Below are 13,111 nucleotides of genomic sequence, written 5' to 3' on the forward strand. Positions count from 1 at the left end.
GCGCCTCAAGGACAGCCGAGCGACGGTCCCCCGGTAATCCAATTCCGGAGTGCAGTGTAATTATCGGAACCCAGCGGCAACCTTGCCACGCTACCTGGATGACTCGGCGTTTGCGTCTCCGTACGCGACGGCCGATACAGCAACAGGCTCGAATCTGGATCTGTTAGGTTGGTAACCATCGACGCCGCCACACTGAAATCAGCTCCGACATTACCGGTCAAGATAAAGCGATTACCGGCAAACGATCCATTTACTGGATTCTCGCTGGAACCGTTACCACTGAACGGCTGATGGCAGCTGGCACATTGCGCCTGCAAGATCGGCTGTACGCGGCAACCGAACGCCGTCTCCGACAATTGCGCCATCGACGAACGTACGTTGCCGCTGTTGTCGAACGGATCGTTGTAGTACTGGCCACCCAAGTCGGTCCATTCGTTCAACACGCGCCGCTCCGAACTCGTGAGCGACCACGCTTGCCCGACATGGGATACGTAGGTTGCACCGTTCGTGCAGTTGCTGTTACCGGTGCGGCAGAAAGCGCGCTGCGTGCCAGTGCTAGGGTTTTCCGCCTTGAGCTTTTGCTCGTACATACGCTCGATCAACCGGCTCGACCGGGCACTGCCGGCGGTGACCGCTGCGCTTTCGCGCTCGATCTCAAGCTCGCCATCTTCGTTAACGTTGATGATCGGCCGGCCGTTGCTATCGAGGATCGGCGTACCGACCATCAAGGCCTCGTACGAAATGTAACGGCCGGTCGAACCTGATGTCGTAGCGCTGAGATCCAAACCGGCGGCACTGGTGGAGCTGTTGTGACAGCCGCTGGTGGCACACTTGGCCGTAAGAATCGGCTGCACATGATCCGGGAAATTGATCACGATGGAACAATCTTTGGCTGACCAAGTTGCCGGATCGGCACAATGTGCCGGCCCTTTGATCGTTCGTGACGACGCATTCGGATAGGAGATGGCGATTGGATCTTGCGCCGTCACCGTTTTGCTATCGCGCGTGTTGTACAGCGACGTCCAATAATCGGCGAACGTCGGATCGCGCGTGAGCTTGGCATAAGTGGAATCCGCGGCACGGGTCTGCGCCATGGTCGTCGCCTCGGTGCCGCCCGGATGGATACCGACCGTTGCCGGATCGTTTAAGAAGTTACCGCCGCTCGCATTGGTCGTACCGAGGCGCGACGAATGACAGCCCTTACAGAAACGCCGCTCGCCTTCACGTGCCTGAATCCAATGCGTATGCGGGGTGAACGCACGTCCTTCCTTATCGAGCGCAGTAATGGTGATCGGGGTATCCGACGGCACTTTCGCCCGCACCGAGCCATCGGGCTCGATCACGCCATAACCGATGATCTGCTGCATCTCGGACTCGGTCTCGCCGATCGCCTCGCGCGACAAGCCACCCGGCGTCGGAACCGCCTTGGTGATACGGAAGAAACGTGCGACACGGTTATCGAACGTCGTCGTGCCCGGCAACTTGAGGTTGGCAATATCGGGACGACCACTGGCACGCGGAATCGATTCGCCATCCGCTAGTACGGCATCGCCCATGCGCTGCCGACTATCCGTGTCGTACACCGTGTTGACGTCGAACAAACCGAGCCCGCTGCCGATGGTCGTGTCGGGTACGAAATTGCTCTTTACTTGCGGTACTGGCCGCGCTTGCAACGCGACTGGATCTGAGTAGTAGTAACTCGTTTGTTGCACCACCACCGGACGCAACGTCTTGTCGGTGAGACTTAGCATGTAGATGCCGTAGGCCGGATCCGCCTCTTCGTACTGATCCAACTGATCCTTGACGCGCGAGTCCTTACAAGACACCGCTTGGCCGTCCAGCAGTACGCGGCATGGCGAGTACACCACCAACGCGCGGCTAGTGTTGTCCCAGAGCGGATACGGGCTGGAATAACGACCCAGCGACGCCGGGCCCATACCACGCGCCGCTTCATGCTCGGCATCGGGTGAGCTGGGAAATAACAATTTTGTGACTTGGAACTGACCCCGAGTTTCGCCCAGCTGATTCGGCGGCGGATTGCTCGTGCCGGGATCAGTCGCATCGGAATAATTATTGGGGTCCATAATTTCGAGCGAACCGCCCTCGTTCGTCCCGGATAGCGGCATCGTCGTCGACATCAGGCGGCCATCCGGCATCTCGCGCGGATGTAAATACGAATTGCCGGGGCTGTGGGCGCCGTAAACAACGAAAAGATTGGTTCCGTCTGGATTGACTTTAAAGACGGTGAACTGATTACGCTCACCGACGTGATCCCAGCGCGAGAATAAAATTTCACCGGTACTGAGCACCGTCGGATTGCGATCGTGACTCTGGTTGAAGGAAATCTGCTGGCAGCTACTGCCATCGGCATTCATGACGTGCAGCGCAGTTGTTTCTTCGCGCTCGTATTCGTCGTGGTAGGTATACACCGGCCCGCCATCGGCCGTCATTTTGGTTTTGCTACCTATCTGACGGTTGGAGACGAAGACGATACGCCCATCCGGCAGGTAGGCCGGGTCGACATCGTCACCGGCGAAACTGCTCTGACACGAAATCTGCCGCAGGTTTTTGGTTTCGGTGTTGTATTCCCAAATCGACCAGTGGGCATCGCCGTTGCGGCGCATGGCAAATAAAACTTCTTTGCCGTCGTACGAAACCTCGGGGTCGGAAACATCGCCCTTACCGTCGGTGTAACTGCCGGTCACATTGGTTTCACTACCGCTCGGAGAGGACCGATCACGGACGTACAAGTCGCCGCCGGCGCCAGTGATGATCGAATCGGTCGGGTTGCCGAGAGTACTGACGGGACGCCTGACATAGGCAATGGGAACATTGCCCTGGATGGTAACGCTATCGTCACCAGAGTCGGAGTTGGAATCGGAGCCTGTGCCACCGTCGCTACAAGCCGCTAGCGCGGCAACCATCATTACTACGAAGGCGAATACAACCCTGTTCTTGATATTATCAAGGGCACGCATACCAACCTCCTGACTTTCGTATTGTTGTTTGGCTATGTGGCAGCCCGACTGGCATGGGCGCGATGCGCCTGTAGCCTCGGTGCTTTGCGTCACCATCTTTCGATGGCTATGCCCTTTCTGACAGGGAGCCTCCCTTTAGGCTGGCAAGTCTAAACGAAGGTGTTCCAATAATTCCGCCCTTCGTCGCGGTCAAATTCCCGCATATCGGGCAAAAAACTGTGATGGGGGTGCAATTTATGACATTGGCTAGACGATTCGTGGCAAAAATGTCGACGCATGACGCCGAATGCCGTTCGCTACTTAAAAAAATGCCAACATCCGAACGTTAATTAATAATTATTGAGAAGCGCCGGCATCGCCCCGCCGTAACCCTGAGGAGTAATACAACATGCCCTTGTCATCGACGACGACGGCATCGATCCCCGGCATCGAGTCGATCAGCTTCAGGCCACGCTCCGGCCCCATGATAAACACGCTCTTGGTTAGGCCCTCGTTAGTAATACTGTCCGGCCCAATCACCGTCACGCTGCGCACTCCGCTGGCGGATTTACCGGTCTTCGGATTGATGATGTGGTGATAACGAACGCCATCGACTTCGAAATAGCGCTCGTAGTCGCCGGACGTGGATATGGCAGCATCGACCAACGGAATCTTCGCCACTACCTGATCTTTACGCCGTGGATCGCGAATCCCGACGATCCATGGCCGGCCGTGTTTGCTGCCGAGCACCCGGCTATCGCCACCGGCGGTTACCAGCGCCTCGCGCACGCCGCGCGCTTTCAACAGGCCGATGCAATTGTCGACGGCATAACCCTTGGCGATACCGCCTAAGTCGATCCGCACGCCGGCGCGGGCAAATCGGATCGTCTGTTTGTCTCGATCGAGCAGCAGATGATGGTAGTTGACGCCGGGCAATGCTTCGGCAATCTGCTTATCCGTCGGCTTTATTCCTTTGCGGTAGTCATAGAGATAGCCGACGCTGGAAAAGGTAATGTCGAAGGCGCCGTCGCTCATCTCGGAAAACTGAATGGAGCGGGCAATGAGGTCGAACATTTCGCGGCTGATTGGCAGCGGCGCCTTTGCCGCCTCGCGATTGATCTGAGACAACTCACTTTCCGGCTTGAACGGGCTCATCAGCCGGTCAATGCGGTTCATCTCCGCTATCACCGCAGCGATCGCCGATTCTCCCGCCGCCCGATCATCGTGCCAGAGCTCGACATGCACGGCCGTACCCATGATCGCCTCGTCGCGACTCAGCCACTCGGCGTGCGCTGTAATGGCGAAAAACAGCAAGCAGGCGTTGATTCCTACCGTTAGGACGGCCTTTAACGCGCGAATTTTCATTGGCGAGATACTTTTATCTATGCGCATAGGCCGCGCATGTTAGCGCACCCGCGGCCCACAGACGTACCGCTGACACGGGAAATTGCGCCATCCCACCGCAAATTGACGGTCCCGCACTTCCCCGCGTAAACTTCCGCTCCCTCTCGGGGCGATTAGCTCAGCGGTAGAGCACTGCCTTCACACGGCAGGGGTCGCAGGTTCAAACCCTGCATCGCCCACCATGTTTTCAAGTACTTGTAGCTGCCGCGTGTCCCGTCGTTGTGTCTTGGGACAGTTTTGGGACAACGCGCGCGAATTTATTCGCGCCGTGTCTCAGTGTGGAGGCATGCACGCCAACCATCTTCAAACGTGGCGACGGCCAACCGATCTGTCCACAACGCACCAATAGCTCAGCCGAGCCGGTTGAGACAATCGATGAGCTTGCGTTCGGATACATTGGCAAAGTCGCGACGAAACAGACCTAAAACCTTGGGAAGCGGCAACCCCATACGCTGGCCCGCTTTTTCCTGCGACAGACCAAGACGACGCGCGGCCTTTATGATCTGAATGACCAAACCGGATTTGGTCTTCAGTTTTTCCGCGTTCGGCAGACCGAGATCGGCAAAGATGTTGCCGGAACTCTTCTCAACCTCAAGACCTTTAACGGTTCGCTTACGCATCGTTCATCCTGCCGATCCATAGCTCGGGACGTTAGGCAACCTTAACCAACACCTCACCGCGCGAACGCTGGCGGGTTTTGGGGCGTGTCACGACGATTTCGACATCGCATCCAAGATCGGTCAAGAACTTGAGCAGTCGCTCATAAGAAAAGCCTCGGAGTCTTCCGCGGATGAGCGCAGAAATCTTGGGCTGGTCGATTCCAAGAAGTTCAGCTGCGGCACTTTGAGTGAGTTTGCGGATTTCGAGGATTTCACCGATGCGAGCCGCAAGCTGCGCTTTGGCGAGCGCCTCGTCGGGTTTATCATAACCTAAATCGGCGTAGACGTTAGTGCTGCCGACAGTTACAGGAATTTTCTTGCGCATGATCCTACCTCTTCCAAGACGAATGGAACTCGATTGCTCGCTTCAGCCGGTCTTTAATCAAGTCCAGCTCTTGCTTCGGTGTGGCGATTCCGTGTTTCGATTTCTTCTGAAACACATGCAATACGTAAACCGCCTGGGCGAACTTCACGGTGTAAACCGCCCGATAGGTATCACTACGGTAATCTTCAACAACCTCCAATACCGACGCCCCGCCAAAACCCTTGAGCGGCTTGGCATCCGGATGGCGCTTACCGGTCTGGGCCAGGAACAGCGCGTAGCCGAACATGTCCTGCACAGCCTCCGGCAATTTGCGAAGATCTTCCTTGGACGAACCAATCCATACCACCGGTTTAGCCGTCATTCACACACCGAGTATGCCAAATATAGCATATTTTCGAGGCTCAGAACAAAGTCATTTTTTTGTTTGCCCGGATATCTGATTGATGTTTTTAGCGAAGTGGTCAATTACGACGGGCAGCATTCCTACCCAATATCGATTACTTTTAAATCAGCCTCGTCATCCCGATGCGGGTCGCAAAATGTAGGCACAGTACTGCGAGCGCAAATGAGATCGCCTTGGGACACTTACTCGGCCTGTTGTGACCCTTGCCGTTTCGGTATTATGCGAATGTGAAGCTCGATCCGATTTTTGGGACAAATTTGGGACACTCAGGTCGGGAATTCGCAGGTGACGACGGTAACGTGAAGTAGCCTAAAGTACTGTTTGTAAAACACATGCGTCGATAACGTGTTGAAGCGAAAGCACCCCAAATCGCTTTCACACGGCAGGGGTCGCAGGTTCAAACCCTGCATCGCCCACCAATGAATCAGTCACTTCGTCTACGCTGTTCTGAAACGCCTCATTTGCGCGCAGACGCTTGGCCACCCCGTACCCATCGATCTTCGGCAAACCGATATCCAGCAACAGAGCGTGGGGTCGATACTCCTGCGCTGCCTCGATAGCGCGCGGGCCATCATGCACAACATGTACGACATGCCCCAACGGTTCGAGCAGCATGGTCAAACTTAGTGCGGCGTCGATATTGTCATCCGCTATCAGCACGCGCAACGAGTCCACAGCCGCGTTTCCGCTCGGATAATATCCGCGGCAGGCGCTTTGGTAGTCGGCGCTTCCGCCAACGGCAGCGCTACGATGAATTCACTACCTTTTCTCCCCATGAATTCGGGAGAAGTCCGTTGTTAAGTTAAGTGCCATTCACTCCCCACTCCTTTGCTCCTTTGAACAGGCGAGTGAACACGGGCTTGGTGTCGCCCACGGCCGTAGCCAAACAGATAGCGGCTTAGATTATCGGTGACCGTGAGCAGATAGCAGTACTGTCCGCTGCCCATTGGTTGTTGAGCCATTTCCTCGGGGAGATCCTTTTCACCGGGATTCCACTAGCCCGGAGTCAAGCGGTGAGATCAGACACCGCATCTTGGTGATTTTATCTCATAAGTTAATGGAAAAAATTTCATTTTTTTTGAGATTAATTGTCATCCACACTGTTCTGATGATGAACCTGCGATCGGAATCAACGACGTCATCGACACAGCTGGCCAACCGAGCCATCGCTTTCGATGCTTTCGATCGCAACGACGAGCCGCTGCTGAGGCAAGTCGTTAGATAAGACGTTGAGTTTGATTCAAACCGTCGTCAAAACAAAATTCGCGACAGCGATCATAACGATACTCGTCTAGACAGCTGAGAGCCGCACTGTCCGTGCCGGAAATAAAACAGGAAGTGGCGAAAAGTTGCCAAAGTAGTCGGTCGCCTGGACTGCCTTCTGCTGTCGCGTTCAAACATCTCACCCCAGAGGAAATGCTGCGCGGTCTATCGGCTCCGTTCCATCGCGGCGCTCTCGAATACTACAAAGAGCGCGGCTGGAAAGTTCCGACAACCCTCGCCGCACGATGAGACCAACGTGGGACTCGCGACAATCCACCCACCTACCAACGATGGCGAGAACGTCGCCACAGGCTATGAAATGAACCTTAAGTTGAATGCCGCCCAATCACAACGCGACAACTCGATCAGTTTTTTTGGCGGTGTTTGGGAAGCACGGAACGATTACTGGATACATCTGGCGGATAACGCAACCTGCCTGACCGACGCCGGGAGTAACGGCGGCAACATCGAATCGGTGCGCGGTCGCACCGCTAAGATTCTACAACAACTCGAACCCATCGAAAGCTATTGGGCATTCCCTGGCCGGATCCAGTTCGAGCGCTTACTCACACTGTTTCACAACGGGGAGTTTCGCCGGTTCAACGAGTCGGTGCAGCCGATCGCGCGTGCGGTGTCGGGTCAGACGTACCGCTCCGCCCCAGGCGGACTGTGCTTCACCGGCAACGACGCTGCTGTCGGGAAAGCGGCGCGCGAAGAACGCCGGGACGACGCGCGCCGCCCCTACTTCGAAGTGTTGATCGTCGATAATTTGTCGGCACAACAGGAAGAATCGCTGCGCGCGCGTGTGCGTCGCCGGCGCCGGCCGGAGGACAAATTTATTTATGAGATCGTAACTGTCCCAAGTTATGAGGACGCTTTGATCGCTGCATTGCTCAACTTCAACCTCCAGGCCTGTGTGATCCGCCACGGCTTTTTGTTGAAGTCGAAATTCACGCTTGACGTATTGCACAAACTGGTCGACGGCAATGAAGCGGCACTACATACGCTCGAGCGTTTGCCAAAGAGCGAACGCGGTTGTTGGCTCGGCGCCAAGATCGCGCAGCTACGGCCCGAGATCGATCTATACATGGTGGCCGATGTGCCGAGGGAAGACATTGCTGGTCAGCTGGGCGAGAAATTCCAACGCGGGTTTTATAGCGAGGACGATGACCACGAGCTGCACTGCAGCATTTTGCAGGCAATCGAAGATCGCTACCAGACGCCTTTTTTTACCGCGCTCCGTGAATACAGCCAGCAACCGACGGGGGCATTCCATGCGCTGCCTATCTCTCGCGGCAAGTCGATTCTGCAATCGCACTGGATTCGAGATATGGCGCAGTTCTACGGGCTCGGCATATTCATGGCGGAAACCTCGGCCACATCCGGTGGCCTCGACTCACTACTGGAGCCAACCGGACCGATGAAGCTCGCGCAGGTGCTCGCGGCGCGCGCCTTCGGTTCCAAGTACACGTTCTTCGTCACCAACGGCACCTCGACCGCGAACAAAATCGTTGTGCAGGCGTTAATCCAGCCGGGTGATATCGTGCTGCTCGACCGCAACTGTCATAAGTCGCATCACTACGGCATGGTGCTCTCGGGTGCGCAAGTCGCGTACCTCGATGCCTATCCGCTGAATGAGTACGCCATGTATGGCGCCGTACCACTGCGGGAGATCAAACGCACGCTGCTCGCATTTCGCCGTGCTGACAAGCTCGATCGGGTTAAGCTCGTGCTGCTCACTAACTGCACCTTCGATGGCGTGGTATATGACGTCGAGCGCGTCATGGAGGAATGCCTCGCTATCAAACCGGATCTGATCTTCCTCTGGGACGAGGCGTGGTTCGCGTTCGCCGGATTTCATCCGGCATATCGCCGACGCACTGGCATGGGCGCCGCCGCACGGCTGCGCGAACGCTTCGACAGTCCCGACTATCAGCAGCGCTATCTCGATTTCAAAGAATCGTTCAGCGATACCGCCGACGACGCGCTTTGGTTGTCCACGCGCCTCGTGCCCGATCCGGCTATGGCACGCATACGCGTGTACGTAACACACTCGACCCACAAGACCCTGACGGCGCTACGACAAGGATCGATGATTCACGTCTACGACCAGGACTTCAAAAAAAATGTCGAGGTGGCGTTTCGCGAGGCGTATATGACGCACACATCGACCTCGCCGAACTATCAAATCCTGGCGTCGCTCGACGTCGGCCGCCGGCAAGTCGAGCTCGAAGGCTACGAATTGGTTCAATTGCAGTTGAATCACGCAATGACACTGCGAAAACAGATCGCAACGCATCCGTTGATAAAAAAGTATTTCCGCTTTCTTACTCCGACCGATTTAATCCCAGCGGAATTTCGATCCTCTGGTATCGATAGCTATTTCAATACAGACCAGCCTTGGACGTGCATGGAACAGTGCTGGCGGAGCGATGAGTTTGTGATTGATCCCACACGCCTGACGCTCCATATCGGCGCGACCGGTATTGACGGCGACACTTTCAAGCACGAGTACTTGATGGATATGTTCGGCATCCAGATTAATAAGACCTCGCGCAATACGGTGCTGTTCATGACCAACATCGGCACCACGCGCAGCGCGGTCGCGTACTTGATCGAGGTGTTAGCGAAGCTTGCCCACGCGTTCGATCAGCGCACCGATGACATCAGTCCGGTGGAGCTGCACCGGCATCGAGCACGGATCGATACGCTGACTCAGCAGCAACCACCGCTGCCGAACTTCAGCGAATTTCATCAACGGTTTCGCTGCGATCCGTTAACACCGGAGGGTGACATTCGTAAGGCTTACTTCATGGCGCACGATGGGAGCCTGTGCCGCCACATCACGTTGACGGAGCTTGAACGGCAGGTGGCGCTGGGCGATACGCTCGTGTCAGCGGCGTTCGTGATTCCCTATCCGCCCGGTTTCCCAGTGTTGTTGCCCGGACAACTCATCAGCAAGGAGATCCTGGCGTTCATGGAAGCGCTCGATACGCGCGAAATTCACGGCTACCGCCCGGAAATCGGTTTTCGCGTGTTCACTGACGAGGCGTTGTCGTAATTGGTCCAATGACAAGGAAGTTTAATGAGCCACAACCTAACCTCATGCCTTGATGCGTTGCGGTGGGAGTGCCCTTATTGTGCGGCTTGCACTCTGCCACCCCCTTCCATATCGATCGGCAAGCGCTCGATCATGACAACAACACTGTTGGTGCCAGAAATTGTAGTCGCCGTGTGTGGTTCGTCGTTCCCACGATCGATTTGTTGATCATCTGCCACAAATGAGACACATAACTTTTCGCCAGCTTACGGTGTTTGCTTCGGTGGCTGCCAATCGCAGTTTCTCGCGTGCTGCCGAAGATTTGTGCCTCACGCAACCCGCCGTCTCGATGCAGATCAAACAACTGGAAGACCGGGTCGGTTTGCCGTTGTTCGAGAAAATGGGTAAACGCATCTATCTAACAGAAGCCGGGACCACACTGGCACGTCATGCGAACACCATTGCCCAGCAATTGCGTGTAGCAGAAGAAGACCTATCGGCACTGCGCGGGGGGCACGTTAGTCCGCTAAACATCGGCATGGTCAGCGCCGCGAAATATTTCGCGGTGCGCCTACTTGCCGATTTCTGTCGGCAATGCCCGAACATCGAACTGCGCTTGAACGTGCAAAACCGTGAACGCACGTTGGAATTGCTCGCCGACAATCAAATTGACCTCGCCATTATGGACGACACACCACAAGAAATTGACACGGTCGCCGAATCGTTCGCCGAGCATCCGTATTTCTTTATAGCCAACTACGATCACGCGTTGGTAAACAAACACCGCATATTACTGGAGACATTAAACTCAGAATTTTTCCTAGTTCGCGAACCGAAATCGGGAACGCGAATTCTCACCGATCGCTATTTTTTGGAAAATAATTTTCGACCCAAAGCAGTGTTGGAATTGGATTGCAACGAAACGATCAAGCAAGCGGTAATGGCCGGCATGGGAATCGCTTTTTTGTCGGCGTATGCGGTCGCGTTGGAGCTGCAAGTCGGTCGCCTGAGTCGGCTTAAGGTGATTGGCACACCGGTCGTTAGTGAATGGTTCGCTGTGCGTCGCACAGAAAAGCAGCTACCGCGGGTGGCGGAGACGTTCTGCCAGTTCTTGCATCAAGAAGGGAAACAGACAATGACGCATTTACTAAAAGGTAGATCGCATATCTTTAAAACCGTGTTCACTGATCAAGCGATCGGTTAATTCTTTGGCGACAAGAGAAGCTTCCGCTTAGGATTCACGATACTGCTTCGCCGCATCAAGCAATCAGTCCTTGAATGTCTGCAACAACTCGGAACTTTATTTGTGCTCCGGGTGCACGAAGTAATAACCGCGCTCGCTGCGCAGCGACAGATGGCAAGGTATAAGCAGTGTCCGTCCCGCCAATTCATGGGCGACTAGGAATCGTGGCACCAACGCCATTCCCGATCCTGCCCGCGCCGCTTCGATCAGCATGGAAAATAATTCGAAGCGCAGACCTTAAATCGACTCGAAAAGTGAGCTTGACCCGATAGATTGAATCAGGAATTGCTTGATAAGCAGATGCGCCCACATCGGGATTCCGGCGCGGTTGCGGGTAATTGACGACTGGACCTAAAAAATAGATCGTTGCGTCAGCGTGGTCAGCCATTCCAGCGCCTGCACGCCGGCTAGCGAATTGCCGCTGCGATCGAGGCCCGGGGACCATACACAAACCCCCATTTCGCCCGGCAATACTGCAACGATGCCACCGCCGATCCCGCTCTTGGCCGGCAGACCCACGCGAAAGACGAAATCGCCCGCCGCGTCGTATGTGCCACAGGTCAGCATCAACGCGCTCAAGCGTTTTGCCGAGCTGCTGTCGAGGATATGTTCTCCACTCCACGGCACGATGCCGCCGTTGGCGAGAAATGAAACGGCCCGTGCCAGGTCGACGCAATTCATTTCAATAGCGCACTGGCGACAGTAGGCGTCGATCACGGTGTCGACCGGGTTATGAAAGTTTCCGAAGCTTTTCATGAAGTGCGCCATCGCCGTATTACGATGCGCCTGTACGCGCTCCGACGATGCGACGTTCATGTTGTAATCCACCGCCGGGTTGGCGCTCAGGTGACGCAACAACTGCGCGAGCGTCATCTCCGATTGCACGAAGCGGCTGCATAGGATATCCGTGACGATCAAGGCGCCCGCATTTACGAATGGGTTGCGCGGCTTGCCGCCCTCATACTCGAGTTGCACGAGGGAATTAAACGCCGTGCCGGAAGGCTCACGTCCGACGCGATGCCACAGATCTTCGCCTAAAAGCTGAAACGCCAGTGCGCAGGCAAATAGCTTCGAGATGCTTTGAATCGAAAAGCTCTCAGCGGCATCGCCGACCTGGTACGTCTCGCCCGAAACGGTATAGAGCGCCATACCGAACTTCGTCAACGGCACGTCCGCCAGCGCGGGGATATAGTCGGCCACACGGCCTTGGTTCAGGGTCGGCGTGATATCGCGATGGATGGTATCGAGGATTTTCTGGTAGTTCACGATACGAGCGTTTCTTGTCGGCGGACGCACAGATCACGAGACGCGCCCATCATCTCCTGCATCGTGGACACAACAATGGTTGACGAACCTGAATCAAATAAGGGTTGGTACGACGGTATCGCTTTTGCGCGATATCGCCGTACTGCTCTTCGGTTGTCTTCGCCTCCGCCAGCAACCAAGCACGAACGGATTAGGTTCTCGGTTAATTCTTTCAAGAAGCGTCTTGATGCTCACCGCGACGCACCACCTGCATAGAGAAAATGGTGACTGGCCCAGCACGCAGAAGATTCATTGCAGATACAACCATCTCAGCCGCCCTTTCAAATGACACGGTTGAAGTGGGAATATCGAGAAGAAAATCCTCGCCATACACATACCCACCGTTCGTAAAATCGACTCGAAAAGTGAGCTTGACCCGATAGATTGCATCAGGAATTGCTTGATAAGCAGATGCGCCTACATCGGGATTGTAGATTTGCGCAATACTTGGATTCATTGGGTTGCTCCGGCGTGGTTGCGGGTAATTATCGAATGAGTCCGCGCGAGGTGTC

Annotated in this window: 11 protein-coding genes, 1 tRNA gene and 1 riboswitch; of the genes, 3 read left to right on the forward strand and 9 right to left on the reverse strand. The window is 55.4% G+C overall.

Annotation, left to right across the window (positions count from 1 at the left end; genetic code table 11):
* Nucleotides 1-5: 5 nt before the first annotated feature.
* Together HY308_14925 and HY308_14930 are read right to left on the reverse strand one after the other, a co-directional pair.
* The gene (locus HY308_14925; protein MBI3899569.1) at nt 6-2,978 is read right to left on the reverse strand and encodes a hypothetical protein; all 2,973 of its coding nucleotides are present in this window, start codon (nt 2,976-2,978) and stop codon (nt 6-8) included.
* A 35-nt stretch (nt 2,979-3,013) separates the two neighbouring features.
* Nucleotides 3,014-3,101, reverse strand: a riboswitch (cyclic di-GMP riboswitch).
* 213 nt (nt 3,102-3,314) lie between these two features.
* A complete protein-coding gene (locus tag HY308_14930) occupies nt 3,315-4,322 on the reverse strand; it encodes an FAD:protein FMN transferase (GenBank protein MBI3899570.1) in 1,008 nt (335 codons plus the stop codon).
* 146 nt (nt 4,323-4,468) lie between these two features.
* Between HY308_14930 and HY308_14935 the strand changes: the two genes are divergently transcribed.
* Nucleotides 4,469-4,543 (forward strand) — tRNA-Val (locus HY308_14935).
* Between the two features lie 168 nt (nt 4,544-4,711).
* On the opposite strand, the gene HY308_14940 is transcribed toward HY308_14935, so the two are convergent.
* The 4 genes from HY308_14940 to HY308_14955 form a co-directional block, all read right to left on the reverse strand.
* Nucleotides 4,712-4,981 (reverse strand): XRE family transcriptional regulator, encoded by a 270-nt coding sequence (locus HY308_14940; protein MBI3899571.1) that lies wholly within the window; start codon nt 4,979-4,981, stop codon nt 4,712-4,714.
* A 31-nt stretch (nt 4,982-5,012) separates the two neighbouring features.
* Entirely contained in the window at nt 5,013-5,345 is a 333-nt protein-coding gene (locus HY308_14945; GenBank protein ID MBI3899572.1) for an XRE family transcriptional regulator, read from the reverse strand.
* A 4-nt stretch (nt 5,346-5,349) separates the two neighbouring features.
* Nucleotides 5,350-5,706, reverse strand: coding sequence for a type II toxin-antitoxin system RelE/ParE family toxin (locus HY308_14950; protein ID MBI3899573.1), 357 nt, complete (start codon nt 5,704-5,706; stop codon nt 5,350-5,352).
* Nucleotides 5,707-6,123: 417 nt separating this feature from the next.
* Complete coding sequence (locus HY308_14955; protein ID MBI3899574.1) at nt 6,124-6,363, reverse strand: response regulator; 240 nt, start codon at nt 6,361-6,363, stop codon at nt 6,124-6,126.
* A gap of 967 nt (nt 6,364-7,330) precedes the next feature.
* Between HY308_14955 and HY308_14960 the strand changes: the two genes are divergently transcribed.
* Both HY308_14960 and HY308_14965 read left to right on the forward strand, forming a co-directional pair.
* Nucleotides 7,331-10,072: an aminotransferase class I/II-fold pyridoxal phosphate-dependent enzyme gene (locus tag HY308_14960; GenBank protein MBI3899575.1), complete on the forward strand. Its 2,742-nt coding sequence runs from the start codon at nt 7,331-7,333 to the stop codon at nt 10,070-10,072.
* A gap of 220 nt (nt 10,073-10,292) precedes the next feature.
* Nucleotides 10,293-11,255, forward strand: a complete 963-nt coding sequence (locus tag HY308_14965) for a LysR family transcriptional regulator (protein MBI3899576.1) — start codon at nt 10,293-10,295, stop codon at nt 11,253-11,255.
* A gap of 96 nt (nt 11,256-11,351) precedes the next feature.
* On the opposite strand, the gene HY308_14970 is transcribed toward HY308_14965, so the two are convergent.
* From HY308_14970 to HY308_14980, 3 genes are all read right to left on the reverse strand, one after another.
* Nucleotides 11,352-11,507: a hypothetical protein gene (locus tag HY308_14970; protein MBI3899577.1), complete on the reverse strand. Its 156-nt coding sequence runs from the start codon at nt 11,505-11,507 to the stop codon at nt 11,352-11,354.
* Between the two features lie 138 nt (nt 11,508-11,645).
* Entirely contained in the window at nt 11,646-12,560 is a 915-nt protein-coding gene (locus HY308_14975) for a glutaminase (protein ID MBI3899578.1), read from the reverse strand.
* Nucleotides 12,561-12,771: 211 nt separating this feature from the next.
* Complete coding sequence (locus HY308_14980) at nt 12,772-13,056, reverse strand: hypothetical protein (GenBank protein MBI3899579.1); 285 nt, start codon at nt 13,054-13,056, stop codon at nt 12,772-12,774.
* Between the last annotated feature and the right edge of the window lie 55 nt (nt 13,057-13,111).

The sequence above is a fragment of the Gammaproteobacteria bacterium genome (assembly GCA_016199745.1).
Classification (GTDB): Bacteria; Pseudomonadota; Gammaproteobacteria; order Acidiferrobacterales; family Sulfurifustaceae; genus JACQFZ01.

Bases quoted from the DNA above. Each gene is read 5' to 3' on its own strand.
- HY308_14925 (MBI3899569.1), bottom strand. From the start codon at position 2,978: ATGCGTGCCCTTGATAATATCAAGAACAGGGTTGTATTCGCCTTCGTA.
- HY308_14930 (MBI3899570.1), bottom strand. From the start codon at position 4,322: ATGAAAATTCGCGCGTTAAAGGCCGTCCTAACGGTAGGAATCAACGCC.
- HY308_14940 (MBI3899571.1), bottom strand. From the start codon at position 4,981: ATGCGTAAGCGAACCGTTAAAGGTCTTGAGGTTGAGAAGAGTTCCGGC.
- HY308_14945 (MBI3899572.1), bottom strand. From the start codon at position 5,345: ATGCGCAAGAAAATTCCTGTAACTGTCGGCAGCACTAACGTCTACGCC.
- HY308_14950 (MBI3899573.1), bottom strand. From the start codon at position 5,706: ATGACGGCTAAACCGGTGGTATGGATTGGTTCGTCCAAGGAAGATCTT.
- HY308_14955 (MBI3899574.1), bottom strand. From the start codon at position 6,363: ATGCTGCTCGAACCGTTGGGGCATGTCGTACATGTTGTGCATGATGGC.
- HY308_14960 (MBI3899575.1), top strand. From the start codon at position 7,331: ATGAACCTTAAGTTGAATGCCGCCCAATCACAACGCGACAACTCGATC.
- HY308_14965 (MBI3899576.1), top strand. From the start codon at position 10,293: ATGAGACACATAACTTTTCGCCAGCTTACGGTGTTTGCTTCGGTGGCT.
- HY308_14970 (MBI3899577.1), bottom strand. From the start codon at position 11,507: ATGCTGATCGAAGCGGCGCGGGCAGGATCGGGAATGGCGTTGGTGCCA.
- HY308_14980 (MBI3899579.1), bottom strand. From the start codon at position 13,056: ATGAATCCAAGTATTGCGCAAATCTACAATCCCGATGTAGGCGCATCT.